Below are 26644 nucleotides of genomic sequence, written 5' to 3'. Positions count from 1 at the left end.
AGTTTACCGCTGACATTGAAGCTACCGCGCTCTAGAATGTCGCTTCCATTTGATCGAGTAGCCTTTTATGCAGTTGCTACCCTGGCAGCACACGACGAGCGCAGGCTTTGATCTGCGCGGTTGGCATACCCCCGTATCGGGCAAGCCGCTTTTGCATTTCCTTCACGGTAACGGGTTCTGCACACGGACCTATGAGCCGCTGCTGGCCCTCTTGGCGAAAGATTTCGATCTGTGGCTTTGCGATCTGCAAGGCCATGGCGAAAGCGATCATGGCGGTCATTTTCTGGGTTGGAATCGTAATGCCGAATTGGCGCTGGAAGCCTTTCAGGCCGGACGCGAGCGCTTCGGTGACGTACCCCGATTTGCCTGCGGTCACAGCTTCGGTGGTGTGCTGACCAGTTTGGTGCTGTCGGCTCATCCGGATCTGTTCGAGCGCGCGGTACTGCTGGATCCTGTGCTGTTTCCCATGCGTCTGATTCAGTTGCGTACCAGCTTGAGCCTGCTCGGTGTACGGCGCAATCCGATGGCCGATAGCGCCAAGGCGCGTCGGCATCACTGGCCGGACCGCGATACCGCCTATGGCGCGCTGCACAATCGCGGCATATTCCGTGGTTGGGAGGAGGCGGGGTTCCAGGCGCATATTGATCATGCGCTGAGGGATCATCAGGAAAACGGTGTAGAGCTGAAATGCCGACCCAGCCGCGAGGCGGAGGTCTTTGAAACCATGCCCAAGCGCCTGTGGCCAGCGCTCAAGCGGATCAGAACGCCCACCCTGGTAATTCACGGCGACAAGACCTATCCCTTTGTGCAGCAGTCGGCCAAGCGTCTGGCGACCATCAATCCGCAGGTCAGTGTATTGTCGGCAGAAGGGGGGCACTGCTTCATGCAGGAAAACTCGGCGCAGAGTGCCGATCTGATTAGTCGCTTTCTGTTAAAAACTTGAAACCTGAAAACTAAAAAGCAGGCAGTCCTTAAAGGCCTGCCTGCTTTTTAGTGCTGAGCTGACACCCTGAGGGCTAACCCTCTCAGGCGGCAGCGATCACGTCGCCATGATTTTCCGGCTCAATCAATGCCTGGTGCAGGGCAGCCACCGCAGCATCGTAATCTTCTTCCTTGATGATGCACTGCATCTCCACCTGGCGTATCGACTGGTGAATCGCCTGGATGCTGATGTCGGCACTAGCCAGAGCGGCAACCGTTTTGGCCAGAATACCCTTGACCTTGAGGTCTGAGCCGATCGCCGACACGATGGCGATATTGTGCACGTGCACTTCGGACATAGGGTACTTTTCCTCAATCAACCGCGCCGCGCGATTGATCATCTTGCGTGAACCCGATGCATAGTAGGTGATGCTGTTGGCATCGGAATCCTTGTTGACCACGTACAGCTTGAGCTGCTTGAGCAGCTTGGTGATCTCGATGTCGTAACCCACGTCACCCAGCATTTCCTGGTCGAATACTTCCAGACCGAAGACGTCCTTGCGGCCGGCGATAATTTCCACGCAGGGCTTCTCGCTGCAGTAGTCCTGACTGATCAGGGTACCAGCATGGTGCGGTTCAAAAGCATTCTTGATCCGCAGCTGAATGCCGGCGCGGCGCAATGTGCGCGCAGCCTTGGGATGGATTGCCTCCATGCCCAGATTCGACAGCTGATCGGCCACGTCATAATTGGTCCGGCCGATGGTCACCACATTGTCCAGGCCGACCAAGTTCGGATCAGCGCTGGAGAGGTGGTATTCCTTGTGGATAATCGCTTCACGGGCACTGGTGGTCGCGGCGATCTGGGCGAAGGTGATTTCGCTGTAGCCACGATCGAAAGTATTCATCAGGCCTTCACTGCAATGCGTGTAGCCGGTAGCGACAACCAGTTCCTTGCTCAGGTCGATGCCATCGAAGCTGTCCTTGATCATGTCCTGGAAAGCTTTGGGCTCCGGCTGGTTCCAGCCAGTCAGATCTACCAGGCGCGCATTGGCTCCGTGCTTCTTCAACGCCAGTACGGTATTGAAAGCGCTATGTGCTTCACCCAGAGAAGCGAGCATTTCGCGCACCTTCATCAGGTGCTCGGTGAGCTGGAAGTGACCATAGGTGCAGAGCTGCTGCAGGCTGAGCATGCAGTCGCGCACATCACCGAAGCGACCTTCGATAAAGCGGTCTGCGGCCTGGCGCTCGTACTCACCGCTGAACAGTTCGGCATTCTTCGCGCGCATCGCATCCAGTACGGCATCCAGTGCGTCCAGCCAGGCGTCTTCGTTCTGCGCATCGGCAAAACGCTCATAAACGCCGGGGTCACCGGATTTCTTGTGTTCCAGCAGCATATTGGTCATGCCGCCGTAGGCGGAAACCACAAACACGCGATTGTAAAGCTCGTGTTGTTTGCGCTGGCCAATAAAGAGGGTGTCGAGTACTTCGTCGAAGCGGCTCATTGAGGTGCCGCCAATCTTTTCTACGGTATGCATAATATAAGGTGTCTGTCGTTGGTGAATGTTGCCAACCATCCTGATCCTGGGGCGGCATGACTTCTGTCCAACGGCTCTAGCCGCTGATGCTGGTCGGGTGGAGTGCGAACCCGACCAGCATGCTGGTGCTCAGGTAGCGTCTGCGGGGTATACGCCGTCTTCGTCGTGAACTTCCTTGCCGCTCAATGGCGGGTTGAAGACGCAAGCCATTTTCATGTCTTCGGTGCCGCCGCGCAGCATGTGATCGTCGTGCTGATCAAGGATATACAGCGTTCCCGGCTCAATCTTGTAGACCTTGCCATCCGACAGGGTTTCGATCTCGCCGTTACCACTCATGCAATACACCGACTCGAGGTGGTTCTTGTACCAAATGTGCGTCTCGGTATTGGCGTAGATGGTCGTGATGTGAAAGGAAAAACCCATCTTGTCTTCTTTCAACAACATGCGGGTACTTTCCCAGTTCTGCGAGACAACGCGTCGTTCAGAGGCTTCGCAATCCTTCAGTGTACGTACGATCATGGTTCGTTCTCCTCAGGAAGCCTGTTCGGCGGAATCTTCTTTCATGACCTTGGCAAATGCAGCATCCAGAATGGTCATGGCTTGGTCAATCTGTTCTTCAGTGATAATCAGCGGGGCCAGACACTTGACCACCTGACTGTGGTTGCCGCTGGTTTCGATAACCAGACCATGCTGGAAAGACTCCTGGCAAATGGCCGAGGCAATCTCACCATTGGGGCAACTGATGCCAACCATCATGCCGCGACCCTTAACAAACAGAGAGTCAGGGCCGTGCTTGCGAACGATCTTCTGCATACGCTCTTTGACCATCTTGCCCTTGGCCTGAACGCTCTTGGCAAATTCGTCAGTCGTCCAGAAGTGCTCCATGGCGGCGGCAGCGGTGACGAAGGCAAGGTTGTTGCCTCGGAACGTACCGTTATGCTCGCCCGGCTCCCACTGGTCCAGCTCGCGGCGCATGACAACGACTGCAAATGGCAGACCGTAGCCGCTCAGCGACTTGGACAGGGTAATAATGTCAGGCTGGATGCCCATGCCTTCAAAGCTGAAGAATGAACCAGTACGGCCACAGCCAGCCTGGATATCATCGGCGATCATCAGCATGCCGTGCTTGCGGCACAGTTTCTGCAGTTTGCGCATCCACTCGGCTGAAGCGGTGTTAAGACCACCTTCACCCTGAACCACTTCGACAATTACCGCGGCGGGCTTATCAATACCGCTGCTTGGATCGCTGAGCATCTTGTCCATCATCGCGATGGTATTGGCACTCTCGCCAAAGTAGTTGGCGTAAGGCATGCGGCTGACATCGGTCAACGCTACGCCTGCGGCGCCACGGTGATGCTGGTTGCCGGTCACAGCCAGTGCGCCGATGCTGCAGCCATGGAAGCCGTTGGTGAAGCTGATCACGTTGTTGCGGCCGGTGACCTTACGCGCCAGTTTCAACGCGGCTTCTACCGAGTTGGTGCCAGTAGGGCCACTGAACTGGGTAACGTAGTCGCCAAAGCCACGGGGCTCAAGAATCACACGGTGAAAGACTTCCAGGAAGTTTTCCTTGGCGCCGGAATACATATCCAGGCCGTGGGTGATGCCGTCGTCGGAGATGTAATCGATCAGTGCCTGCTTCAGAACCGGATGGTTATGACCGTAGTTCAGTGTGCCTGCACCGGCGAGGAAGTCGATGTAATGCTTGCCTTCGCTGGTGATCAGTTCCGCGCCGCGAGCTTGCTTGAAGATCACGGGGAACGAGCGGCAATAGCTACGGATACCGGATTCATGTTTTTCGAACTGTTCGAAGTTGTTCATGGTGTCTCCTGATTTCTTAATTAGGCAGTTTGTGCAGCCGCAGAGGCGGCTATAAAAGTTGCTGCAAATGGACCAGCGCTGTAGAGCACTTCATCGTCATGCTGGCCATTGAAATGTTGCTCCCGGGAAAAGATCGTCCGGGTGCTGTATTCGGAGCCGAGCTGGCGGAAGGCCTTTTTGAACAGCGCTTCCGAGGCTTCGTTGCCGGGGGAAATCGTCGTTTCCAGATGCGTTACACCTTTACCTGCAACACGTTCGACCAGACCCATCAGCATTTTCAGTGCAAGGCCCTGGCCGCGCATGCGGCTGTCTACGGCCACCTGCCAGACGAACAATGTGTTCGGCTTGTTCGGCGGGCGATAACCGGAAATGAAGCCAACCATGTCGCCGTCCTCGGTGAGGGCGGTGATCGCGGTATCCGCGAAATCGCCACACTGCAACAGATTGCAGTACACCGAATTGGTGTCCAGCGGGGCGCAGCGAGCAACGAGCTCATTGAGCGCGAAACCGTCTGTGGCCTCTGGTTTACGTAGTGTTACGGGTATATTTGTCATCGTGTCCTGATCTTTACTCATAAATACTATTTACATGATAAACATATCCAGGAAATTATCTCAACCCGCTGTTCCGCACGTTTACAGGCCTACTTGGTTGCTCATCAAATATTTACAGCTGTTAAATAGATTTGTCATATTGGTCTGCTCTGACCCTGAATGACGGCAGTAAATTCCCTGTCAGTGCGCATTTATAAAGGCTGCCAGAGAAGGGGGTAGAAAAGCCTTTTGTCTTCACCTTGCTGGTATCCCGCCTGTACGATGAACAAAAAACGATACTGGACAGGATTCCTACCGAATGCGCTCTTCTACCAGTCTGCGCACCCGCCTGGCGCTGTTGATTGCTTTGCTTATCGTAATGATGAGCTGGATTTTTGGTGCTTTTATCAGCAAGGATTTTGCCGCTCGCCTACGTGGCAGTGCGGGCTTCGAGCTCGCGGAGTTGGCGCATCAGATGGGCGACCGGCTTGACCGCGATATGTCCGCGCGCGCCTCTGTATTGAAGGTAATGGCCGAGTTGGATGTGTTGAGCCAGCCGGATGCCCGTGAGCAGCAGCAGCGGATTATCGATCAGTTGCAGAACGGTATGGGCGAGGTTGCATGGCTCGGGCTGTTGAGCCCGGACGGCACCGTGCGGGTGGCGAGCCAGAGGATTCTCGAAGGGGTCAATATCGCTCAGCGTCCGGTGTATATCCAGGGTAAGGAAGGGATGTTTATTGGCGACGTTCATGAAGCTGTCCTGTTGGCCAGCCTGCTGCCCAATCCCTCAGGCGAGCCAATGAAGTTTGTCGATATCAGCTTGCCGATTGAAGGCGCCGATGGACAACTGCTGGGTGTATTAGCGGCGCACTTGTCCTGGGGTTGGGCCGCGGAGGTCAGCCGCTCGCTGCTCAATCCCGCTCAGCAACGTCGCAGTGTCGAGTTTTTTGTATTGAGTGCCGAGGGTACGGTGCTGCTTGGCCCTGAGGAATGGGTCGGTGAATCGCTGGCACCCTTGTTGGAGGCCAAGGACGAAGCTAGCGGAATCAATCGCCGTGTAGTGGAGTGGGGTGGGCCGCAGGCGGGCTCCTACCTGACCGGTATTGCCCGTGCCGACGGGCATGCCGACTATCCGGGCTTGAACTGGACTGTGATAGCTCGTCAGCCACTGGCATTGGCTGACGAGCCGGCGAAAGAGCTGCAGCGGGATATTGTCATCGTCGGCTCGGCCTTGGCAGTGGTATTCGCTTTTGTCGGCTGGCTGGCGAGCAGACGCCTCACGCGTTCACTCAATCAGATAGCACGGGCGGCTGACAAGCTGGCAGATGGCAAGCCTGCGGAGATTCCGGTCATCAAGGGTATCAGGGAGCTGGAAATTCTCAGTAGCTCCATCCGCCATCTGGTAGCCGCGCTTGGTCAGCAGGAAAACAAGCTGGGCGAAATGTCGGAGATGGCGCTGACCGACCGCCTGACGGGTCTTGCCAATCGCGCCGGGTTCGAAAGCTACCTGCGCATGCATGACCGAAATAGCCCCATGGCATTACTGTTTCTAGATTTGGACGGCTTCAAGCAGGTCAATGACCAGTTAGGCCACGCCGCAGGGGATGAGCTGCTGAAGCTGGTAGCCGAGCGCCTGCGGTCCAAGGTGCGCGAGGGCGACCTGCTGGTGCGCCTGGGGGGAGATGAATTCGTTATGGTCTTGAATATCAGGCCTGAGGAGCTGGAGATCATCGCGCGTCAGATCGCCGCTCGTACGCTCAGCGCCCTGGGTACGCCGATGTTGATCGCCGGGGAGGAGACCAAGGTCGGCTGCAGTATAGGTGGCGCGTTCTGGCCCGCGGACGGGCAAACCACCGAAGAGGTGTTGGCCAAAGCTGATCGGGCCTTGTATAAGGCCAAGGGATCGGGCAAACACCAGGCAGTGTTCACCACGGATGTTTAATAGGGGCCGGCATCAGCCAGCCCGGTAAGGCCTAGAGAGTAAAGCCGCCATCGATCGGGATGATATTGCCGGTCATATAGGCACCCGCGGTGCTGGCCAGCATGATTGCCAGTGCTGACATTTCTTCTTCACGACCCCAGCGCTTCATCGGGATGTGCCGGCAATCTTCCGCCAGCGCCTCAGGGTCAGTGTGAATGTGGCTGGTCATCTTGCTCGGGAAGCGGCCCGGAGCGATCACGTTGACATTGATATGCTCACCGACCAGTTCCTTGGCGAGCATGCGTGACAGCTGATGCACCGCCGCTTTGCTTGGCCCGTAGGAATAAGCCTCTTCGCCGAACGCGCTGATGCCCGCAACCGAGCCGATATTGATCACCCGCGCCGGGCTCTCGGCATTGCCGGCTTTGCGCAGCATTGGCAGCAATTGTTGAATACAGCTGAATACCGAGGTCACGTTTAGTTGCATGACCTTCTCCCAGCCTTTGACCGGAAAGTCTTCCAGCTTGGCGCCCCAACTGGTACCGGCGTTATTGACCAGAATGTCCAGGTGCTGGGTATGCGCTTGCAGGTCAGCAAACAGGGCCTTGGCGCCGTCCTCGCTGGATAGGTCGGCGCTGACCGCGATGCATTCACCGTACTGGCCGAGCTCGGCGGCGGTAGCCTCGCATTCGTCTTTCTTGCGGCTGCATATGATTACCCGTGCACCCGCTTCGAGAAAACCCTGAGCGATCATCTTGCCGATACCGCGGCTGCCGCCGGTTACCAGGGCGGTGCGTCCCTTGAGGCTGAAATACTGTTGCATCTGTTCACTCCACGAATAGGTTTGTCATCCAGTTGCACTACAGTAGTGGGCAGGTCCCGGCAGGCCAAGTGTTTGCATTGGTTATACAGCAGACAAATGCCCGATCATCGAAGCGGCAGGTGTGGCGCTTTTGCTTTATCCTGTAGCCAGTTTTTTCCAGCTTATGACAAGAGGTGTATTTGATGGCGTTACAGCGACGTTCACGTAAGGAAGATGCTTCAGCCTGGACGGTTGCCGACAGCCGCAGCGTTTTTGGCATTCGTCATTGGGGCGCTGGCTACTTCAACGTCAACGAGCAGGGTCATGTGGATGTCAAACCGCGCGGGCCTGACGGCAAGGCTATCGATCTGCACGAGCTGGTCGCACAGTTGCGCGAGAGCGGATTGGATCTGCCCTTGCTGGTGCGTTTCCCGGATATTCTGCAGGACCGTGTGCGCCAGTTGACCGGCGCTTTCGACAGCAATATCGCCGAGCTGGAATACACCAACGGCTATACCGCGCTGTATCCGATCAAGGTCAACCAGCAGGAAGCGGTGGTTGAGAACATCATCGCCACTGAGGATGTGTCCATTGGCCTTGAAGCCGGCTCCAAGCCCGAGCTGATGGCGGTGCTGGCGCTGGCGCCCAAGGGCGGCACTATCGTCTGCAATGGCTACAAGGACCGCGAGTTCATCAATCTGGCATTGATTGGCCAGAAGCTTGGACATAACGTGTTCATCGTTATCGAGAAAGAATCGGAAGTACGCCTGGTGATCGAAGAGGCGGCGAAAATGGGCCTGACGCCGCAGGTGGGTTTGCGCGTGCGGCTGTCGTCCCTGGCCTCAAGCAAGTGGGCCGACACCGGTGGCGAGAAATCCAAGTTCGGCCTGTCTGCCGCCCAACTGCTGCGCGTGGTCGAGCAGTTCCGCAATGCCGGGTTGCAAGATGGTGTGCGGCTGCTGCATTTTCATATGGGCTCGCAGATTGCCAACCTGGCCGACTACCAGCATGGCTTCCGTGAGGCCATTCGTTATTTCGGTGAACTACGCGCGCTGGGGCTGCCGGTCGATCATATCGACGTCGGCGGCGGCCTGGGCGTGGATTACGACGGCACTCACTCGCGCAATGCCAGCTCGATCAACTATGACGTCAACGAGTACGCGCACACGGTAGTCGCCATGTTGCGCGACTTCTGTAATGACCAGGGTTTGCCGCATCCGCACATCTTTTCCGAAAGCGGCCGGGCGATGACTGCTCATCACGCAGTGCTGGTGGTGCAGGTCACCGATGTGGAGCGTCATAACGACACGCTGCCACCGATTGATGATCTGGACAGCTTGCCGCAGGTGGTGCGCAACCTGGTGGGGCTGCTCGACCATAACGACATCGAAATGGTCACCGAAACCTACTGGCGCGCGACGCATTACATGGCTGATGTGGCGGCGCAGTATGCTGAAGGCAAGCTGAGCCTGTCGGAAAAGGCGCTAGCGGAGCAATGTTACTTTGCCCTGTGTTCGCGACTGCATGATCTGCTCAAAGCCCGTCAGCGGTCTCACAGGCAGGTGCTGGACGAGCTGAATGACAAGATGGCTGACAAGTACATCTGCAACTTCTCGGTCTTCCAAAGCTTGCCGGACACCTGGGCGATTGATCAGGTGCTGCCGATCATGCCGATCAATCGTCTGGATGAAGAGCCGCTGCGCCGCGCGGTGCTGCAGGATCTGACCTGTGACTCCGATGGCAAGATCCGCCATTACGTGGACGAGCAGAGCATCGAAAACAGCCTGCCGGTACACGAGTTGCGTGAGGGCGAGGATTACCTGCTGGGCATCTTCCTGGTCGGTGCTTACCAGGAGATCCTCGGTGACATGCACAACCTGTTCGGCGACACCGACTCGGTCAACGTCTACTTGCGCAGCGACGGCCGGGTAGTGCATGGCGGCATCGAAACCCACGACACCATCGAAGACATGTTGCGCTACGTACACTTCGAGCCGGATGAGCTGGTCACCCGCTACCGTGACAAGGTCGCCGGAGCACGACTCAGCTCTGCGGAGCGGGCGCGCTTTGTTGATGCGTTGCGCCTGGGATTGACTCGCTCGTCTTACCTGAGCGCTGAATAAGCGCTAAGAGCGAGCGGCACAGCTCACGCCTTATTCAGGCTGATCCAGGTCGCTTCGGCCAGGGCGACAGGCGTGCCGTCCTGGCGATGCAGGGCGGTGCCGGCCCGGTGCTTGCGCCCGTCGTGACCCAGCGCCCAACCGCTGACGATCAAACGCTCACCTATCGCCACCGGTTCTAACAAACGTGCAGCAAACCGCCCGAGCAGGGCGGTTCCTGACGCATGCTTGACGGCGAAGAAGCCGGGGCAATCCAGAGCAGCCCATACAAACTCGCTGGCGACCATCCCTGTTCCATCATCCAGCGTCGCATCGGGTTGCCACACAGCGGCCACCTGATCCGCCCCTGCGTCCAGCGGACCGGCAAAAATCCGCAGCCCATCGTTGGCCTTGCGCAGCGGACCGCAGACAAAGCAATTAGGCAGACCGTGATCCTGAAACCCTTCATAACGGCTTTCGGCGCTCAGTGCGCTAGTCAGCTCCGGCGGCTGGGGCGCGGCCATCTGCAATTGGTAGTCCTTGCCGGTCGCCAGCAGCAAGTCCCCATCCAGCAGTTGCAGGCCTTCTGCTACAGATAGCAGCCGTAGCGGGGTATCAAGCGGCGGCGGCGCGTGCAGCGTCACCTGGCATGGCCGGCCCATGGCTTTGGCCAGCAAGCCGGCTACGTAGCCGCCGTTGCCGCTCTGGGGTGGACCGCAGAAACGCTTGGCGATAATAATCTGGTGCTCTTGCATGGTCGGCTCCGCTCTGGCTGGAGCTCCATGATACGCTTTGCACGGAGGCTTTTTTCAGCCTGATGTACTGCTATCAGGCGGGTTAATAGAGCATTAGCCGACGGCCGGCGAGTCTCGCGGCGACTCAGTCCGCCCATCCGCCGCATACGGGAAATATCTGTCCGACAAAACAATTGGCTGCGTCGCTGCATAAATAGGCGGCGAACTGTGCGTCCTCTTCGGCGGAGACCAGGCGACCCAGGGGTACCTCACGTTGCAATCGCTCCTGGAACGCCGGCTTGGCCTGTATCTCGGCAGGAAAATAGGTGGGGTTATCGACGAAGTTCTGCGCTATCGCATTGATCTGAATATTATGTCTGGCCATTTCCACGCCCACCGCGCGGACATACGCCAGTTGCGCGCCGCGCGCGGCGCTGTAGCTGGATGCGCGCTTCATGCCGCGCAGTGCTGAAGCGCTGCCCATCAACAGTATCTTGCCGCGTTGACGTTCAATCATCGCTGGCAGGATAGCGCGGGTGAGCTGCTGTAGCGGGTCGACCATATGGGCAAACATGCTGCGCCACTCGTCATCGCTGACCTCTACCGCCGCGGTAGAGGGTGCGGGTACGCCAAGATTGGCCACCAGCACATCAATCTGCCCAGACCGGTTAACCAGTTGGTTTACGGCTTCCGGGGTGTCCAGGCTGCCCGTGTCCGCCATTACCTGCGCACCGCAACGGCTGAGTACCGCATGCAATGCCGGCCCCATAAAGGCGTCTGCCTGAGTTAATAGAATGCGTTTGCCAGTCAAGTCGGCGGGGGTCATGGGGTCACCTTCGGGGTAAATTCACGCTTGAGGAACTCCAGCAGCAGCTGGTTGATGGCTTCCGGCTTTTCGCACTGGATCCAGTGGCCGCAGTTGGCGATGACGTGCTGTTCCACGCGTGGCACGACGTTAGGCATTTTCTTGATGGTGTAGCTTTCCAGCTCCCCTACCGGATCAGCGTCGCCAATAATAAACAGGGCTGGCTGTTCAATCTGTTTGCCGGCTAACGGTTCGGTGCGTTCCCAGTTGCGCTCGAAATTGCGGTACCAATTCACCGGACCGTGAAAGCCGCTACGCTCGAAAGTCTCCACGTAGACCTGAAACGCTTCCGGTGAACACCATTGCGGTGGCACGCCGGGGTCGATACGGTCATCCAGCCAGCGCGCATCGGCGGGTTTGTCCTGTACCAAGGTGCTGCCGCCGGCAGTGCCGGACATGCCATGCATCATCACGCGCATGGTACGGGGGATATCCTCAGCCATCTCGGCCTCGGCCAGCCCGGGCTTTTGAAAGTACAGCATGTAATGAAAGCGATCCTGGTACAGCTCGCGAATCATGCCAATGGCCGGCTTTTTCGGGCGGCCGCCGAAAGGCACTGACAGTGCACCGACGACGTTCACGCGCTCTGGCTCCAGCAGCGCCAGATGCCAGGCGATCGGTGCGCCCCAGTCGTGGCCGATCATGGCCACTTGCGTATGGCCGAGTAGATCCATCGCCGCCTGAATGTCGCCGCACAGGGTGATCAGATCATATTGCGCTGGATCCCGTGGCGCACTGCTGGCGCCATAGCCGCGCATTTCAGGGGCAAAGACGCGGTAGCCAGCATCGCTCAGCGCGCTGATCTGATGCCGCCAGGAGTACCAGCATTCGGGGAATCCGTGCAGCAGCCACACTACCGGCCCCTGCGTGGGTCCGGCACTGTACAGGCTGAGCTGGATACCATTGAGATCAAGGATCTGATGTTCTGTCTGGGGCATGCAAATCTCCCGGGCTAAGCAATCTGCCTGAATACTATGTCAAATAGTGGCTGAATTGCCCGTGCCAGGATTGTTATTCATTGCCCGAACGCCGGGTTATGCATTACAACAATGCATACCAGAACGGCGTGGGTTTAAAGGCGACTCAGCACCAGCAGCAGGGCGATAACACTGATGACCAGTGCAGCGATGCTGATCGCCAGGCTGAGTTTGGCCGAGCCGTTGGCTGAAGGCGGCGCGTCCGGTTGCGCTGCAAAACAGGGGGCCAACAGGGTGCGTGCGGGAGGCGAGGCGCGACCTTCGACCGGCGGAATGGTCGGGTCCGGTACGCCCTGAAGCAATTGCATGACCCGTTCAACCAGATGGTGATCGAAGCGATAGGGGTCAAACTGTTCGAAGCCATGCTCTTCAAGCAGCTTGCGCATGTGCTGATCCACGGGCACGTATTTCATTGACCAGTCAGGGAAAGACAGCCGCTTGATCGGTTCGCTGGCGAGAATTTTAAGATCCTTGTGCCGCGAGTCCTTCAGCAGCGTCTTGTACAGGGTCTGCACCTTGGACGTTTCGCCTTCCAGACACTGGAAGAAGCAACCATCACCGTAATAGAGCATGCCAACCAGACCATGCTTGCGATTGTTGGTCCGCGAAGTGGACAGAATACGCGATACAGTGGGCTCGACCCCATCAGCAGGATTGGAAGTGGCAAAGGTTGCGCGGCTGATATACACGATGCGAATGAGATCAGTCATGGGTGTTCAGGTAATCCTTGATTCGATGCGTCCAGCATAGGCCGTTATGACAGTATGTTGGCGGCCTTTATATTTCAAGAGACGTCGGCCCATAGCGCGAGGGCGCCGTCACCCCAACATAGAGTGGCATGGGCGACGCATGGTTCAAGGGCAGGGGGCAAGGAAGGTAATCTGGCCGGCGGCTATGAGCGCTGAAGCGTTTCACGCTGCGGCAAAATGAAACTGCCCGCCATCGGCTTCCAGCGGCGCCAGATGTTCCAGGCAGTCAGCCAGTTCGTTAAGCAGGGGGGTTACGTCTTCAACCTGAAAGCGCAGGTTCTCGCCGCGTTGCAGGTGCTGGCTGACGGCTTCCAGGCTGGCCATTCCCAGCGCGGCCGGATGCCAGCTAAAGTCCTCAATGGTCAGGGGCGTACCGGTCTCGGGGTCTGCTTCGACGCTATTCGCATCCTGCCCGGTCAGTTGCGCAGCTTCCTGCCATTCGATCGCGCTGATATCGATAAAACTGCTAAAGATGCTGACGCCCAATGTTCGGCACAGCTCATCAATCAACGGCAGTTGCTGTTTGAGCTGCTGCAGAGGGCGTGCGTGCTGGCGATAATCACGCTCCAGCAAAGTGGTGAGCCGCAAGGTGTGGGGCACATCATGCTCCGTGGTCAGCCTGTCTGGGGTGCACAGCTTACCCTAGCTCATCGGCAGTATACACCTGCTCTTGCGCCTGCCAGCCGCCGCCGAGTGCGCGGTACAGGTCAATGCTGGCAAGCAGCCAGGTGGCGCGCTGCTGGGTCAGGCTGTCGAGGCTGCTGTACCAGGTGCGCTGAGTATCCAGCAGCGTTTGCAGGGTGATGGAGCCTTCGCGATAACGCGCCTCGGCCAGGCGGAAGGCCTGTTCAGCCAACTCGCTGGCGGTGAGCAGAAAGCCGTAGCGTTGCTCTGCTTGTTGTACTGCGCCCAGCGCGGTGTCTACCTCACCCAGTGCAGTAAGCAGAGTACGGCGATAATCCACCAGGAGTTCTTCCTGGCGCGCGACTGAACCATCCACCTGAGCGCGCAGTTGCCCGCCCTGAAAGATCGGTTGGACCAGCCCTGCAGCCAGGCCCCAACTGGTTGCCGGATTGCTCACCAGGGTGCCCAGTGCCAGGCTCTGCGCGCCCCATTGAGCCGTGAGTTGAATGCTCGGAAATAGCGCGGCTCTGGCGGCGCTCAGGTCAGCATTGGCGGCTTGCAGCCGTGCTTCGCTGGCGCGGATATCAGGACGGCGCTCAAGCAACTCGGATGGCAGGCCGGCAGCGACGAGAGGAATTGCCACATCAGTCAGCGGGCTGCTCGCCGGCAACACAGTGTCAGGCGTTTCTCCAAGCAACAGTGCCAGACTGTTGCGTAGCTGCAACTGCCGCTGTTGTAGCGTGGGCAGGCCGGCGCGCAACTGGGCGACCAGAGTTTGCTGCTGGCTGAGTTCCAGCCGGTCAGCCGCACCGTAACGGTAGCGCGCCTCGACCAGTTCCAGCACCTGCACGGCGCTGGCCAGGCTGTCTTCAGCCAGTAGCAAGCGTTGATCGTTCTCCAGAATCTGCAGCCAGGTGGTCACCACCGCCGCCTCGATACTGATAGCCAGCGTTTCCTGATCGAAGCGGGTCGCTTGCAGGCTGGCCAGCGACGAGGCGCGCAATGATTGGTTGCGACCCCAGAAATCCACCTCGTAGCGCGTGGTCAGGCCTGCGCCATAGCTGCTGCTGGAGGCGCTGCTGTCGTCGCCATTGCGATTGGCCGAGATGCTGCCGTCCACTTGCGGCAAGAGTGCCGCGCCGGCCTGGCGCAACTGGGCATCCGCTTGCAGCAAACGGCTGGCCGCTGTCGCCAGATCCAGATTGCCGCTGCGCGCGCGCAAAATCAGAGCCTCCAGCGGCTCATTCGCGTAGTTCCGCCACCAGTCCGCACTGGGCCATTCCAGTTGCTCGGCCGGCTGGGTCCAGTTGGCTGGTGCGGTGACCTGCGCTTGTGGCAGCGGGCTGTTGAGACTGCATGCACTCAGCAGCAGGCTGGCAGCAAGCAGGCTGAGATGGGTTTTACACGAGCGTTGTTTAATCAGCACTGAGAGCCACCACCGGATCAAGATGCGCGGCCTTGTGGGCAGGCATGTAACCAAAAATCAGCCCGGTGGCGAAGGCGCAACCAAAGGCCAACATGACCGGGCCGGGGGTAAATTGAATCGGTGTGCCCAATGCCTGCAGTCCGGCAGCAAATCCCAGCCCGCCAACCACGCCAATAGCGCCACCGATGGCCGAGACCACCATGGCCTCGACGATAAACTGCTGCAGAATATGCTGAGTACGCGCGCCGGTGGCCACCCGTATGCCTATTTCCCGGGTCCGTTCGGTGACGTTCACCAGCATGATATTCATAACCCCGATCCCGCCTACCAACAGCGAAATGGCGGCGATGGAGCCGAGCAGCACGGTAAAGGTATTCTGGGTTTCGGCGACATCCTCGAGCAGCGAGGCCATGTTGCGGATCTGGAAATCTTCGACCCCGCCGTGGGCCTGGACGATGGTCTGTCTGACCGCTTCCTGGGTCAGCTCCGAGAGGTTCAGGTCCTCGATCATGATGGTAATCGAATTCAGGTTGCGTTGGCCGATCAAGCGCAGGCTACCGGTATTCAAGGGGACGAAGACCACGTCATCCTGATCAGAGCCCCAGGGCGTGGCACCCTTTGCCTCCATGACGCCAATCACCTGAAAAGGCACATTGTTGATCAATACATACTCGCCCAGTGGATTTGCATCCGGGCCATATAGGTTATTGGCTACTGTGATCCCAAGCACCGCAACGGCGGCATAGCGCAGGTTATCTTCATCGTTGATAAAGACTCCCTTAGCCACCTCCCAGTCACGCGCCATCGGCAGATCCTTGCTGGTAGCGGTGACCTCGGTCTGATAATCGGTGTTGCCACTGCGCAGGGTGACGCGGCCGCTCATTTCTGGCAGCGCGGCGATGACGTTATCAAGCTCTCCGACCAGCTGTGCATCCAGCGGCATCAGGGTATTGGTGCTGCCATCGACGGAGCGCCGGGTATTTGGTGCCCCCGGACGCACCAGCAACAGGTTGGTGCCCAGCGAACTGATACGGTCGATCACTTCCTGGCGGGCGCCGTTACCCACGGCTAGCATCACCACCACCGACGCCACACCGATAACGATACCCAGCAGGGTTAGCACGGTGCGAAACAGATTGGCGCGCAAGGCGCGCAGCGCCATGCGCACGGCCTCGGCGCTGTCGGCCAGCAGAATGGAGGTCTGCCGCGGCGCGGGCGGTGGGCTCGAGGGATGCGCCTGTTGCGTGAGGCTCGAGGGCTGTTCGCCGCTATCGCTGATAATTCGACCATCACGCATTTCGATCAGGCGTTCGGCGTGGCTGGCGACCTCGGCATCGTGGGTAATGATGATGACCGTCTTGCCACGCTGGTGCAGTTGCTTGAGCAGCGCCAGCACGTCCTTGCCGCTCTGGCTGTCCAAGGCGCCGGTGGGTTCGTCGGCGAGAATCACCTGAGCATCGTTCATCAGCGCGCGGGCAATGGACACCCGTTGCTGCTGGCCGCCGGACAGTTGACTCGGCTTGTTGCGCAAGCGCTCGCCCAGGCCCAGGCCGGTGAGCAATTCCTCAGCGCGCTGGTGCCGCTCCGCACGCGGTAAACCGGCGTAGATGGCCGGTACCTCCACGTTCTCTGTGGCACTGGCAGATGAGATCAGGTGATAGCTCTGGAAAATGAAGCCGAAGGTTTCACGCCGCAGGCTGGCCCGTTCATCATTGCTCAGGTGGGCGATGTTCCTGCCGCGGAACAGGTATTCGCCCTGGGTGGGTCGGTCCAGGCAGCCGAGCAGATGCATCAGCGTGGATTTACCGGAGCCTGAGGCGCCCATGATGGCGACGAATTCACCCTGGCGAATATCCAGCGAGACGTCGTGCAGCACGGTCGTCGCCAGTTCACCATTGCGGTACGTCTTGGTTATGTTATCCAGGCGTATCAGCGAGTCATTCATGGCTTACATGAACCGCCGTGGCGAGCGACCGTTTTCGGCCGAGGCGGCGGGCAGGCCGCTAGTCACGACCTTCTCGCCTTCCTCCAGCCCGTCGATCACTTCAGCCAGAACGCGATTGCGGGTGCCAATAGTCACGGTACGGGCTTGCAGTGCGCCTTGCTCATCGAGAACCTGGACTTCGAAGCGGTTGCCCTGGTCGGCTGCTTGCTGGCCGCTGTCGCGCATCGGCTTACCCAAGGCCACCACCGGAATGGTCAGCACGTCTTCTGCGGATTCATTGACGAAGAATACCTGAGCGCTCATTTGCGGCAACAGCTGGCCATCGGGGTTGGGCACGTCAAACAGGGCGTTGAACAGCACCACGTTGTTAATCACTTCGGGGGTGGGCAGGATTTGCCGCAAGGTGCCTTCCCAGCGACGATTAGGCTGACCCAGAGTCGAAAAATACGCCGCCATACCGGGCTTGAGTCGGCTTATATCCGCTTCCGACACCTGGGTGCGCACCGTCATGGTCGACAGATCGGCGATCTGGACCACAATCGGCGCAGTCTGATTGGCGTTCAGGGTCTGGCCCTGATTCGCCAGTTGTTGAACCACGGTGCCGGACATCGGCGCATAAATGCGTGTGTAATCCAGGTCCGCCTGATCGCCCTTGAGAGAGGATTCGGTCTGGCGAATCTGCGCCTTGACGGCGTCAATCTGTGCACTGGCTGAGCGCAATGTGGCATTGGCACTTTCCAGCGCTTCCTGGCTGGTGGCATCCAGTTTGCGCAGGTTGCGCTGGCGTTCAGCCTGAAGCCTCGCCAATGTTTCCTGGGCCTGGCGATCAGCCAGTTGCGCCTGCAGGTTGGCCAACTGAGCTGTGCTGGCTTCCACCTGCGCGAGGTACAGGGTGGGGTCGATTTCGGCCAACAGTTGATCTTTTTCGACGCTGTCGCCCAGTTCCACATGCAAGGTCAGCAACTGCCCGGATACCTGGGTGCCGACGTCGACGTAGTCAAGCGGGCCGAGCGTACCAAGGGCGGTAATATTGTCTTCAATAGTGGCGCGCTGAACTTCCACGCTGGTGTATTCCGGGGCGCCATTTCGAGGGCTTAGCCACAGCCACCAGATGAGCGCGGCGATGCCCAGCACGGTGACGGTGAGCCAGCAAAGCAGGCGAAATGAAAAGCGCGAAGGTCCAGCCGGCATGGGTCAGTATCCAGATCGAGTAATTGCCTGCAAGTTTACAGGCGAGGACGTCAGGGCGCGGCTGTTTTGGGTAAAGAGACTGTAAAGACCCGTGTCCAGGTGGCTATCAGTGCTCGGTGCTGGAGCGTACCACCTGATAGTCAGGATGGGCGGTGAAGAGACGGTCGAAGTCACCGCTGCTACGCAGCTGCCGCAAGCCGTCATTGAACTGATCGAGCAGGCGAGTGGCCTGGGGGTGATGTGCAGGGATCATCAGATGCAGTGTGACGTCGGCTAGCGGAGCAGGTAGCTCGCGCAGCGTGACATGCCGGGATTTACTGCGGGCCAGGGTAGCCAGGTAAGCGACGTTGGATGGATTGCTGATCAGTACATCCACACGGTCACGCAGCATCATTTCATGACACTGCTCAATGGTGCGGGGTCTGACAAAAGTCAGTTCCTCACGCTGCTCGGATACCCAGCCGGCAAACTCGTAGCCGACGGGAAGGCAGAATACTGCGCCGCCCAGTTCAGCAGGCGAGCCTTCACGCCAGCGGCTATCGGGCTCGACGTACAGACGCATTTTCAGCATGTACAAAGGGTCGGAGAATAGGAAGTTGGCTTCGCGTTCGGCGGTGGAGATATAGGGGAAGGTCGCGTCATACTGGAGTTTCAGGCTGTCTTCATAGCCCCTTACCCAGGGTTTGAAGTCAACTTGCGTGGCGATACTGTTGCGGGCATAGGCATGACTGACCAGTGCGGTGATTACGCCGCCTTCTTGCAGGTCGCTGCCGGTGAAGGGCGGATACTTTTCTCCGGTAACCAGTCTGAGCGGTTCTTCGCCCAGCACAGGGTAGCAGGTGACGCTCAGTGCGATCAGCAGCGTCCAACGCATTGCTGTGCTGATGCGCTCGCCAGGTAACCTCACAACAGCCTTGTCGAGAGAAGAGTCCATTCAATATCCTGTCATTTCGGCAGGGTTCTCTGAGAACCCCACGCTTTCCATCGCTTTGGAGTATACAAAATTATGGAAATTAGTGTAGCTGCTCTAAAGGCTTTTGCCCGCTACCGAAGCGCGTTGCGACAGCTCTATCCAGACTCCGTCCGGATCCTGGATAAAGGCGATTCTGGCCGTGCTGCCCATATTCACCGGCTCCCTGACCCCTGTCGCGCCATGACCAATGGCATGGGCGTAGGTTTTATCGCAATCAAATATTTGCAAGGTCAGGTATCTCAAGCCGCGCGCTGCCAGCGGTGAGGCGGCACAGGGCGGCTGCCCGGAGGCTTGCAGCAGCAATAGGCCTTTGCCGCAACTGAGCACGCCAGCACGCAATTCATGTAATCCTAATACCTCGGTGTAAAAGCGCGTACTGGTGGCGACATCGCTTACCGACATGCGCAAGGCCAAGCCCTGAATGTCATCCTTTCCGGGTGGAACCAGCCTGATGCAGTTGCCGTCTGGATCCTGCTTCTTCACCGCCTCAGAGCACCCTGGTAACGCAATCAACAGTTCCGTCAAGGCGCTGGCCGACGCTTCGGCGAGCGGGTCGCGCGCATCGTTGATCTTCAGTATCGCGTCGTCAGCCTGGTAGCGGTGCTGCAATACGCCACCACCCAGCTTGAGGCTATGGTCGAAGCTCAGGCCGAGCTGCTGATAATAGTCGCGCATGGCGCTGGCCTGGTTGGTAAACAGGCCTACATCGAAAAACGCTTTGGCAAAAGACATGATCCACTCTCAGGCTAAAAGAACACAGATTAGCCGCGCGCCCGTATGGCTGTGAGAGCTAATCACCAGTGGAATCAAACTGCATTCCAGCAATTGATCATGGCCGCGTCAGGTTAGCCAGCGATACAGCGTGCGCCGGGTGATGCCAAGTATGTCGGCGGCCTTGCGTTTGTTGCCCTGGGTCGCCTTGAGTACCTGATGAATATAGCGCCGTTGCACACTTTCCAGGCTCGGCATGCCAGCAGGATCCGCGCCGGCCACGAGCGGGGCGGGCATGGACTCAGCACTCTCGGTGTGCGGCAGTTCGTCGGGTTGCTCGAGAATACGCTGGGGCAGATGCCGCGCCTCAATCAAGGCGCTATCGCAAAAGGTGGCCGACCGCTCCACCGCATTCTGCAGTTCGCGCACGTTGCCGGGAAAGCTGTAGCTGAGCAGTGCCTTGAGTGCATCGTCGCTGAATCCCTTGATCACACGATGTTGCCGGGCGTTGAAACGGGTAAGGAAAAATTCGGCGAGCAGTTGCACATCCTCCCCCCGCGCGCGCAAAGGCGGCACTTGGAGGGCAAAGGTTTCCAGGCGGTAAAACAGGTCTTCGCGGAAGCTGCCGTCGGATACCGCCTGGGTCAGATTGCGGTTGGTCGCCGCCAGAACCCGTACATCAACCTGAATTTCGTGGTCGCTGCCGACCGGACGGATGCGCCCGTCCTGTAGAGCGCGCAGTAGTTTGGCCTGCAACGCCAGCGGCATTTCGCCGAGCTCATCGAGCAGCAGGGTGCCGCCGTCAGCCTGCTGGAACAAGCCTGCGCGCTGGGTTCGGGCGCCAGTAAAAGCGCCGGCTGCATGGCCGAAGAATTCGCTTTCCATCAGTTCGCTGGGAATGCCGCCGCAGTTGACCATCATGTAGGGCTTGTCCTTGCGCGAGCTCTGCTCGTGCAACGCGCGAGCCACCAATTCCTTGCCCGTGCCACTTTCACCCTGCACCAGCACCGGCCCGTCGGCCTGGGCTATTTGTCTGATCTGGTCGAACAGCTGCAGCATCGCTGGGCTTTGCCCGAGGATGCCGTTGAATTGGCGCACGGCAAGTAGTGACCGGTAATGTTTGACCTCGTTGCGCAGGCGCCGATTTTCCAGCAAGCGGGTTACGGTAAGCAGAAAGTGATCCATCTCCAGCGGCTTGGTGAGAAAATCATCCGCTCCGGCCTTGAGCGATTCGACTGCCTGCTGCACCGAGCCAAAGGCGGTGATGATCAGTACCGCTGGCGGCGCGTCGGCCTTCTGAGTCGCGGGCAGCAGACTCAGCCCGTTGGCACCGGGTAGGCGCAGGTCGCTGACCAGCAGGTCGACTGGCTCCTGGCCAAGGATCGCAAGACCCTTTTCCGCATCGCCGCAGGCGGTGACACGATAACCCTCGCTTTCCAGTTCTTCCTGCAATAACTCTCTGAGTCCGCTGTCGTCTTCGACCAGCAGTACATGTTCAGTCTGCGACATGGGTCAGGTTCTCCGGTGGCTGGGGTGTGTCCTGCGTGTGCTCGGCGGATGGTATGGGTAACCTCAGGCATGCCCGGCAACCGCCTAAAGAGCTCTTGCCCAGGACCAACTCGCCCTGATGTTCTTCGGCAATGGCCTGGACGATGGCCAGGCCCAGCCCGGTGCCCTCACCGGGAGACTTGGTGGTATAGAAAGGCTCGAGTAATTGCTCGACCGGGCCCTCGGGCAGACCGTCACCGTCATCATCAATACAGATGACCAGCATCTCGGGTTCTTCAGTAAGGTTGATACTGATCTGGCTGCGGGCGGCCTGCAGGGCGTTACGGGCCAGGTTGAGCAGCGCCAGCTCCAGACGTCCGGCGTCGGCATAGAGGCTGGGTATATGCTGTGGCAGCTCAATGCGCATCTGTTTGTCTGCCGCCTCTACCTCGGGACGGATGGACTCGGCAACGCCTTCCAGCAGCAATGTCGGTGCTATGTTGCGATGCTGCGTAGCCGCTGGCCGGCAATAATCCAGTAGTTGTTTCACCGTGCGCGTCAGGCGCCACACCTGAGAACGTATGCCCTCCAGCTGCCGTTGCTGACGCGCGTCCAGCCCCTCGGTTTTCTGCAGGCGACGGGCGCGTCCGTCGATAACGCTCAAGGGTGCGCCCAATTCATGGGCGATGCCTCTGGCCATGCCACCGATGGCAACCATCTTTTCGTTGTCTTTGAGTCGAGCTAACAAGGCGGTTTCTGCCTGACGATGGGCTTCCAGCTCACGCTGCGCCTGCTCGATGCTATCGAGCATGCTGTTCAGGCCATTGGCCAGGCTGGCGACCTCGCTTGGTCCATCCGGTGCGGCACGGTGCGAATGATCGCCTGCGGCGACGCGCTGCATATGCGCCAGCAGCTTGTCGACGTGACGCCCTACGCCACCATAGTGGCCGAGCATGACGGCGCTGATAATGGTCAGGCCGAGGAGTGACCAGACCAGCCAGGCAATAATAGTCAGTTGGTCAAGCGCGCGACCGAAGTCGCTGGCTCGCCGCGTGATCTGGATCAGGCCTTTTATTTGTCCGGTATGATCGAACAGGGGCAGGAAGTGCGAGAACAGGTCGCGGCCGGCCACCCGGCTGTAGGCTTCCTGGCCTTCGCCCGTGGTGACAATGCGTTCCGGGATACTGGTACGGCTGAGATCACTTTCGGTAATACCGGCAGCGGCGATGCGCGTTCCGTCCACGTCGAATACCGACGCGCCGTACACCTCACCAAGAACAAACACCGAGCCCAGTGCAAGCTCTATGGCCTCTTGGTCATTCTCTCCCAGCGCGGCGCCGACCGGGATACTGATAGCTCGGCCAATGAGCTCCAGGTCGTTCTTCAGCCGCTGCTCCTGAAACTGGCTGGCCTGGCCCAGGCCAAAACGAATACCCAGTGCGGTCAACAGCAGCAACGGCAATACCACAAACAGCAGCAGAGTGCGTTGCAATCCACTGACGCTGGTCCAGGGCCGCTTCCACCATTGTGTGTCAGATTTGTACGGGTAATTTTTGCTCATGTTTAAAAAAGATACAGATATAGCGGTTAATTGGCTAGTGGCTGAGTAAAGCTAACACCATCGTTCTTAATAAAGGTCTATTAAAACAGTTACTTAAATGTTTTTTGTCGATATTGGCATGGTAAATGGATAGTTATCAGGGACTCTAACCAACGGAGAAACAATATGACTAATCTTAAGACACTTACCGCTGCTATCTGTTTCGCCACCTTTGGCTTCGCTACTACTGCTGCAGTTGCCCAGGAAGGTGCCCCTGCGCAACCACCCGCCGCTCAGCAAGCAGCCGCGCCGATCTCTGATGCTGATCTGGAAAAATTTGTTGAAGCTGAAGAGAAAGTTGCCGAGATCCGCGAAGAGTTCACCCAGAAGCTGAATGATGCGGAAGATCAAGAGCAAGCCCAGTCTCTGCAATTGGAAGCGCAAGAAAAGATGATGGAAGCAGTGGGAGAAGTCGGTATCGAAGTACCGGTCTATAACCAGATTGCTACTCGCATCCAGTCTGATCCCGAGCTGCAGCAGCGCGCTCAAGAGTTCAACTAAGCGCACTGAACGCTTTGATAAAGCTCTGACCGGCACCCAGGGTGTCAATCAGAGCAGCAGAGCAAGCCGGAAGCGGTTCCCAGTGAACCCTTCCGGCTTTTTTATGCGCGGGTTCTTCAGCAGGAAACACCGCTTTGTTCTGCCGATTGATATTCGCTTCTGCGGGCCAGCCCCTCTTTCAGCAACGTCACCACCTGACGGACCTTGGGCGATAGATGCCGTTGCTGGGGGTAGAGCGCCCAGACGCCGGTATGCGGCGGCTCATGTTGGCTTAACAGCGCGCGCAAGGTACCGCGGTGCAGATGTTCACGCACGTAATAGTCCGGCAACTGACACAGGCCGAAGCCGCGTAATGCGGCCTCCAGGACCGCCTTGCCACTATTGCATTGCCAATTACCCTGAACTCTCATCGGTGTCTCTTTGCCGCGCTGTTGGAAATGCCAGGTGTCGCTGCTGCCGAGCAGGCAATTATGTCTGGGCAGTTCGGACAGGCTGTGTGGGGCGCCATGCCTTTGCAGGTAGCTGGGCGCGGCGCACAGATACATACGCCGGGGCGCGAGTCGAGTGGCGATCATGCTGGAATCCTGCAGCCGTCCTAGTCGAATCGCCAGGTCATAGCTGCCATGCAACAGATCGAGCATTTGATTGGTCAGGGTCATTTCAATTTTCAGCTGTGGGTGTTGCTGCATGAAGTCGTTGAGCAGCGGCATGATGAAATCCTCACCATAGGCCACCGCGCAGGTGACGCGCAGCAGACCCTTGGGCGAACCACCCAGATCGGTGACCGCCTGCATGGCTTCATCCCGGGCGTCGATCAGTCGCTGACAATGCGCCAGAAAGGTCACGCCGGCTTCGGTCAGGCTGACTTTACGCGTACTGCGGTAAAGCAAGCGGGTCTGCAAGCGATCTTCCAGACGGGCGACCTGGCGGCTCACATGCGATGATGAAATCCCCAACCGCTGGGCAGCGGCGCTGAACTGCCCCAGTTCCGCGACACTGACGAACTCGTCTATTCCTTCCCACGTCGTCATGATTATCCCTGTATGGCAATAATGTTTTGTTTGCTGGCTCATTATCCACCAAGAGAAGCTCAACTACACTGGGTGCAACGCGATTTATGCCGTTTTCAATTTTGGAGAACACTATTTTGAAGAACGCTATTTTGGAGAAAACCATGATCAAGTCCCGAGCCGCCGTTGCGTTTGAAGCTGGTCAACCGTTGCAGATTGTTGAAGTCGATGTGGCGCCGCCGCAGAAAGGCGAAGTGCTGGTGCGTATCGTCGCCAGTGGTGTATGCCACACTGACGCCTACACGCTGTCCGGGGATGATCCGGAAGGTATTTTCCCGGCGATTCTGGGTCATGAGGGGGGAGGCATCGTCGAGGCGCTGGGCGAGGGTGTCACTTCACTGGAAGTGGGTGATCACGTCATTCCGCTGTACACCGCCGAATGCCGTGAGTGCAAGTTCTGCAAATCAGGTAAGACCAACCTGTGCCAATCTGTGCGCAGTACGCAGGGCAAGGGCGTGATGCCTGATGGCACCTCGCGCTTTTCCTACCAGGGCAAGCCGATTTATCACTATATGGGCTGCTCGACCTTTTCCGAGTACACCGTATTGCCGGAAGTCTCGCTGGCCAAGATTCCCAAGGATGCGCCGCTGGAGAAAGTCTGTCTGTTGGGCTGCGGCGTAACTACCGGCATTGGCGCGGTGCTGAATACCGCGAAAGTGGAAGAGGGTGCCACGGTGGCCATTTTCGGTCTGGGCGGTATCGGTCTAGCGGCCATCATCGGTGCGACCATGGCCAAGGCCAGCCGAATTATTGCGGTTGACATCAACCCTTCCAAATTCGATATCGCCAAAGAGCTCGGCGCCACCGACTTTGTTAATCCCAAAGATCACGACAAGCCGATTCAGGAAGTTATCGTCGACATGACTGACGGTGGGGTGGATTACTCCTTCGAGTGCGTGGGCAATGTGCAGCTGATGCGCGCCGCGCTGGAATGCTGCCACAAGGGCTGGGGTGAATCGACCATCATCGGAGTGGCTGGCGCCGGGCAGGAAATCAGCACTCGCCCGTTCCAATTGGTGACCGGCCGAGTCTGGCGCGGCAGTGCCTTTGGTGGCGTAAAGGGTCGTACCGAGCTGCCCGGCTATGTGGCCAAGGCGCAGAGCGGCGAGATTCCGCTGGATACCTTTATCACCCATACCATGGGTCTGGAGGATATCAACAAAGCCTTTGACCTGATGCATGAAGGCAAGAGCATTCGCACCGTTATTCATTTTTAAGCTGACCTGGCGATCACGCGCCACAGCTTGCCGGAAGGAGATTTTATGCAGGATTCACTGGAACTGGTCGCGGCCAACAAGAGTTTTGATGGGTGGCACAAACGCTATCGGCATCGCTCGAGCACGCTCAACTGCGACATGACTTTTGCCGTCTATCTGCCGCCGCAGGCGGATCAGGGCAATGCCTTGCCCGTGGTGTACTGGCTGTCGGGCCTGACCTGCACCGACGAGAACTTCATGCAAAAAGCCGGGGCTCAGCGCATTGCCGCCGAACTCGGTCTGGTGATTGTTGCGCCGGATACCAGCCCGCGTGGCGAAGACGTGCCGGATGACCCGGATGGCGCCTATGATTTTGGCTCCGGGGCCGGGTTTTATCTGAATGCGACGCAGCAACCCTGGGCGCGCAATTACCAGATGTACGATTACGTCGTCAGCGAGTTGCCGCAGTTGATCGAGGCCAGCTTTCCGGTTTCCAAGCTGCGCAGCATCTGCGGCCACTCGATGGGCGGGCATGGTGCGCTGGTCTGCGCATTGAAAAATCCGGGACGCTACAAGTCGGTGTCGGCGCTGGCGCCGATGACCAACCCCAGCCAGGTACCCTGGGGGCAGAAAGCCCTGGGCCGCTATCTGGGCGATAATCCTGCCGACTGGAAGGCCTGGGATACCTGCGAGCTGATTGCCGGTGCCAGCGAGCGCTTGCCGTTGCTGGTTGATCAAGGCGAGGGCGATGAATTTATCGCGCAATTGTGCCCCGAAGCACTGGAGGCGGCAGCGCAAGCGGCAGGCCATCCTTTGACTCTGCGGCGGCAGCCAGGCTACGACCACAGCTATTATTTCATTGCCAGTTTTATCGAGGATCACCTGCGGCATCACGCCAAGGCGCTGATCAACTGAGCTACTAGCGAACTGCCGGACCCTGTAAGATCTACCCAGCTGTCGGTATG

General features: G+C 58.4%; 24 protein-coding genes. 6 read left to right on the top strand and 18 right to left on the bottom strand.

The window, feature by feature from the left end; all coding sequences use genetic code 11:
• Window positions 1-67: 67 nt before the first annotated feature.
• Window positions 68-943, top strand: coding sequence for an alpha/beta fold hydrolase (locus EAO82_RS16535; protein WP_096348274.1), 876 nt, complete (start codon window positions 68-70; stop codon window positions 941-943).
• A gap of 82 nt (window positions 944-1025) precedes the next feature.
• On the opposite strand, the gene EAO82_RS16530 is transcribed toward EAO82_RS16535, so the two are convergent.
• The 4 genes from EAO82_RS16530 to ectA all read right to left on the bottom strand — a co-directional run bounded on the left by EAO82_RS16530 (window position 1026) and on the right by ectA (window position 4849).
• The gene (locus EAO82_RS16530) at window positions 1026-2456 is read right to left on the bottom strand and encodes an aspartate kinase (protein WP_096348471.1); all 1431 of its coding nucleotides are present in this window, start codon (window positions 2454-2456) and stop codon (window positions 1026-1028) included.
• A 129-nt stretch (window positions 2457-2585) separates the two neighbouring features.
• A complete protein-coding gene (locus EAO82_RS16525) occupies window positions 2586-2975 on the bottom strand; it encodes an ectoine synthase (RefSeq protein WP_096348273.1) in 390 nt (129 codons plus the stop codon).
• Window positions 2976-2987: 12 nt separating this feature from the next.
• On the bottom strand, window positions 2988-4274 hold the full coding sequence (gene ectB / locus EAO82_RS16520; RefSeq protein ID WP_096348272.1) for a diaminobutyrate--2-oxoglutarate transaminase: 1287 nt from the start codon (window positions 4272-4274) through the stop codon (window positions 2988-2990).
• A gap of 20 nt (window positions 4275-4294) precedes the next feature.
• Window positions 4295-4849: a diaminobutyrate acetyltransferase gene (gene ectA / locus EAO82_RS16515; protein WP_410402956.1), complete on the bottom strand. Its 555-nt coding sequence runs from the start codon at window positions 4847-4849 to the stop codon at window positions 4295-4297.
• A gap of 277 nt (window positions 4850-5126) precedes the next feature.
• Between ectA and EAO82_RS16510 the strand changes: the two genes are divergently transcribed.
• Entirely contained in the window at window positions 5127-6749 is a 1623-nt protein-coding gene (locus EAO82_RS16510; RefSeq protein ID WP_096348270.1) for a GGDEF domain-containing protein, read from the top strand.
• Between the two features lie 31 nt (window positions 6750-6780).
• Here EAO82_RS16510 and EAO82_RS16505 read toward each other — a convergent pair whose 3' ends face one another.
• Window positions 6781-7551, bottom strand: coding sequence for a RhlG family 3-oxoacyl-ACP reductase (locus EAO82_RS16505; protein WP_096348269.1), 771 nt, complete (start codon window positions 7549-7551; stop codon window positions 6781-6783).
• 182 nt (window positions 7552-7733) lie between these two features.
• On the opposite strand from EAO82_RS16505, the gene speA reads away from it, so the two are divergent.
• The gene (gene speA, locus EAO82_RS16500; protein WP_096348268.1) at window positions 7734-9653 is read left to right on the top strand and encodes an arginine decarboxylase; all 1920 of its coding nucleotides are present in this window, start codon (window positions 7734-7736) and stop codon (window positions 9651-9653) included.
• A gap of 23 nt (window positions 9654-9676) precedes the next feature.
• On the opposite strand, the gene EAO82_RS16495 is transcribed toward speA, so the two are convergent.
• The 12 genes from EAO82_RS16495 to EAO82_RS16440 form a co-directional block, all read right to left on the bottom strand.
• Complete coding sequence (locus EAO82_RS16495; protein WP_096348267.1) at window positions 9677-10384, bottom strand: hotdog fold domain-containing protein; 708 nt, start codon at window positions 10382-10384, stop codon at window positions 9677-9679.
• A 124-nt stretch (window positions 10385-10508) separates the two neighbouring features.
• Window positions 10509-11189 (bottom strand): SDR family NAD(P)-dependent oxidoreductase, encoded by a 681-nt coding sequence (locus EAO82_RS16490; protein WP_096348266.1) that lies wholly within the window; start codon window positions 11187-11189, stop codon window positions 10509-10511.
• Window positions 11186-12166 carry an alpha/beta fold hydrolase gene (locus EAO82_RS16485; protein WP_096348265.1) on the bottom strand — a complete coding sequence of 327 codons (981 nt, stop codon included), beginning with the start codon at window positions 12164-12166 and terminating at the stop codon, window positions 11186-11188. Before EAO82_RS16485 ends, EAO82_RS16490 begins: the two co-directional genes overlap by 4 nt.
• Before the next feature lie 134 nt (window positions 12167-12300).
• Window positions 12301-12915 (bottom strand): BLUF domain-containing protein, encoded by a 615-nt coding sequence (locus tag EAO82_RS16480; protein ID WP_096348264.1) that lies wholly within the window; start codon window positions 12913-12915, stop codon window positions 12301-12303.
• A 201-nt stretch (window positions 12916-13116) separates the two neighbouring features.
• Window positions 13117-13554 carry a hypothetical protein gene (locus EAO82_RS16475; protein ID WP_096348263.1) on the bottom strand — a complete coding sequence of 146 codons (438 nt, stop codon included), beginning with the start codon at window positions 13552-13554 and terminating at the stop codon, window positions 13117-13119.
• Between the two features lie 37 nt (window positions 13555-13591).
• Entirely contained in the window at window positions 13592-15004 is a 1413-nt protein-coding gene (locus tag EAO82_RS16470; protein ID WP_174958982.1) for an efflux transporter outer membrane subunit, read from the bottom strand.
• Window positions 14994-16949, bottom strand: a complete 1956-nt coding sequence (locus EAO82_RS16465) for a MacB family efflux pump subunit (RefSeq protein ID WP_096348261.1) — start codon at window positions 16947-16949, stop codon at window positions 14994-14996. Before EAO82_RS16465 ends, EAO82_RS16470 begins: the two co-directional genes overlap by 11 nt.
• A gap of 3 nt (window positions 16950-16952) precedes the next feature.
• Window positions 16953-18140, bottom strand: a complete 1188-nt coding sequence (locus EAO82_RS16460) for an efflux RND transporter periplasmic adaptor subunit (RefSeq protein ID WP_096348260.1) — start codon at window positions 18138-18140, stop codon at window positions 16953-16955.
• Between the two features lie 106 nt (window positions 18141-18246).
• Window positions 18247-19074: a substrate-binding periplasmic protein gene (locus tag EAO82_RS16455; RefSeq protein WP_096348259.1), complete on the bottom strand. Its 828-nt coding sequence runs from the start codon at window positions 19072-19074 to the stop codon at window positions 18247-18249.
• A 93-nt stretch (window positions 19075-19167) separates the two neighbouring features.
• Window positions 19168-19845, bottom strand: coding sequence for a VOC family protein (locus tag EAO82_RS16450; protein ID WP_096348258.1), 678 nt, complete (start codon window positions 19843-19845; stop codon window positions 19168-19170).
• A gap of 108 nt (window positions 19846-19953) precedes the next feature.
• Window positions 19954-21333 (bottom strand): sigma-54-dependent transcriptional regulator, encoded by a 1380-nt coding sequence (locus EAO82_RS16445; RefSeq protein ID WP_096348257.1) that lies wholly within the window; start codon window positions 21331-21333, stop codon window positions 19954-19956.
• Window positions 21320-22873 (bottom strand): sensor histidine kinase, encoded by a 1554-nt coding sequence (locus tag EAO82_RS16440; RefSeq protein ID WP_096348256.1) that lies wholly within the window; start codon window positions 22871-22873, stop codon window positions 21320-21322. The genes EAO82_RS16445 and EAO82_RS16440 overlap by 14 nt, the downstream gene beginning before the upstream one ends.
• Before the next feature lie 165 nt (window positions 22874-23038).
• Here EAO82_RS16440 and EAO82_RS16435 point away from each other — a divergent pair, with 165 nt between their 5' ends.
• Window positions 23039-23413, top strand: coding sequence for a DUF4168 domain-containing protein (locus tag EAO82_RS16435; RefSeq protein WP_096348255.1), 375 nt, complete (start codon window positions 23039-23041; stop codon window positions 23411-23413).
• 116 nt (window positions 23414-23529) lie between these two features.
• On the opposite strand, the gene EAO82_RS16430 is transcribed toward EAO82_RS16435, so the two are convergent.
• Entirely contained in the window at window positions 23530-24444 is a 915-nt protein-coding gene (locus tag EAO82_RS16430) for a LysR substrate-binding domain-containing protein (protein ID WP_096348254.1), read from the bottom strand.
• 143 nt (window positions 24445-24587) lie between these two features.
• Between EAO82_RS16430 and EAO82_RS16425 the strand changes: the two genes are divergently transcribed.
• Window positions 24588-25700, top strand: a complete 1113-nt coding sequence (locus tag EAO82_RS16425) for an S-(hydroxymethyl)glutathione dehydrogenase/class III alcohol dehydrogenase (protein WP_096348470.1) — start codon at window positions 24588-24590, stop codon at window positions 25698-25700.
• A 45-nt stretch (window positions 25701-25745) separates the two neighbouring features.
• The gene (gene fghA, locus EAO82_RS16420; protein WP_096348253.1) at window positions 25746-26594 is read left to right on the top strand and encodes an S-formylglutathione hydrolase; all 849 of its coding nucleotides are present in this window, start codon (window positions 25746-25748) and stop codon (window positions 26592-26594) included.
• Window positions 26595-26644: the final 50 nt, after the last annotated feature.

It is taken from the genome of Halopseudomonas pelagia, assembly GCF_009497895.1.
Lineage (GTDB): Bacteria > Pseudomonadota > Gammaproteobacteria > Pseudomonadales > Pseudomonadaceae > Halopseudomonas > Halopseudomonas pelagia_A.
This window is presented reverse-complemented; position numbering and strand designations above follow the sequence as displayed.

Bases quoted from the DNA above. Each gene is read 5' to 3' on its own strand.
- fghA (WP_096348253.1), top strand. From the start codon at position 25,746: ATGCAGGATTCACTGGAACTGGTCGCGGCCAACAAGAGTTTTGATGGG.
- EAO82_RS16455 (WP_096348259.1), bottom strand. From the start codon at position 19,074: ATGGACTCTTCTCTCGACAAGGCTGTTGTGAGGTTACCTGGCGAGCGC.
- EAO82_RS16480 (WP_096348264.1), bottom strand. From the start codon at position 12,915: ATGACTGATCTCATTCGCATCGTGTATATCAGCCGCGCAACCTTTGCC.
- EAO82_RS16465 (WP_096348261.1), bottom strand. From the start codon at position 16,949: ATGAATGACTCGCTGATACGCCTGGATAACATAACCAAGACGTACCGC.
- EAO82_RS16425 (WP_096348470.1), top strand. From the start codon at position 24,588: ATGATCAAGTCCCGAGCCGCCGTTGCGTTTGAAGCTGGTCAACCGTTG.
- EAO82_RS16490 (WP_096348266.1), bottom strand. From the start codon at position 11,189: ATGACCCCCGCCGACTTGACTGGCAAACGCATTCTATTAACTCAGGCA.
- EAO82_RS16505 (WP_096348269.1), bottom strand. From the start codon at position 7,551: ATGCAACAGTATTTCAGCCTCAAGGGACGCACCGCCCTGGTAACCGGC.
- EAO82_RS16450 (WP_096348258.1), bottom strand. From the start codon at position 19,845: ATGTCTTTTGCCAAAGCGTTTTTCGATGTAGGCCTGTTTACCAACCAG.
- EAO82_RS16445 (WP_096348257.1), bottom strand. From the start codon at position 21,333: ATGTCGCAGACTGAACATGTACTGCTGGTCGAAGACGACAGCGGACTC.
- EAO82_RS16460 (WP_096348260.1), bottom strand. From the start codon at position 18,140: ATGCCGGCTGGACCTTCGCGCTTTTCATTTCGCCTGCTTTGCTGGCTC.
- ectA (WP_410402956.1), bottom strand. From the start codon at position 4,849: ATGAGTAAAGATCAGGACACGATGACAAATATACCCGTAACACTACGT.
- EAO82_RS16530 (WP_096348471.1), bottom strand. From the start codon at position 2,456: ATGCATACCGTAGAAAAGATTGGCGGCACCTCAATGAGCCGCTTCGAC.
- EAO82_RS16525 (WP_096348273.1), bottom strand. From the start codon at position 2,975: ATGATCGTACGTACACTGAAGGATTGCGAAGCCTCTGAACGACGCGTT.
- speA (WP_096348268.1), top strand. From the start codon at position 7,734: ATGGCGTTACAGCGACGTTCACGTAAGGAAGATGCTTCAGCCTGGACG.
- EAO82_RS16435 (WP_096348255.1), top strand. From the start codon at position 23,039: ATGACTAATCTTAAGACACTTACCGCTGCTATCTGTTTCGCCACCTTT.
- EAO82_RS16510 (WP_096348270.1), top strand. From the start codon at position 5,127: ATGCGCTCTTCTACCAGTCTGCGCACCCGCCTGGCGCTGTTGATTGCT.
- EAO82_RS16430 (WP_096348254.1), bottom strand. From the start codon at position 24,444: ATGACGACGTGGGAAGGAATAGACGAGTTCGTCAGTGTCGCGGAACTG.
- EAO82_RS16440 (WP_096348256.1), bottom strand. From the start codon at position 22,873: ATGAGCAAAAATTACCCGTACAAATCTGACACACAATGGTGGAAGCGG.
- EAO82_RS16485 (WP_096348265.1), bottom strand. From the start codon at position 12,166: ATGCCCCAGACAGAACATCAGATCCTTGATCTCAATGGTATCCAGCTC.
- EAO82_RS16495 (WP_096348267.1), bottom strand. From the start codon at position 10,384: ATGCAAGAGCACCAGATTATTATCGCCAAGCGTTTCTGCGGTCCACCC.
- ectB (WP_096348272.1), bottom strand. From the start codon at position 4,274: ATGAACAACTTCGAACAGTTCGAAAAACATGAATCCGGTATCCGTAGC.
- EAO82_RS16535 (WP_096348274.1), top strand. From the start codon at position 68: ATGCAGTTGCTACCCTGGCAGCACACGACGAGCGCAGGCTTTGATCTG.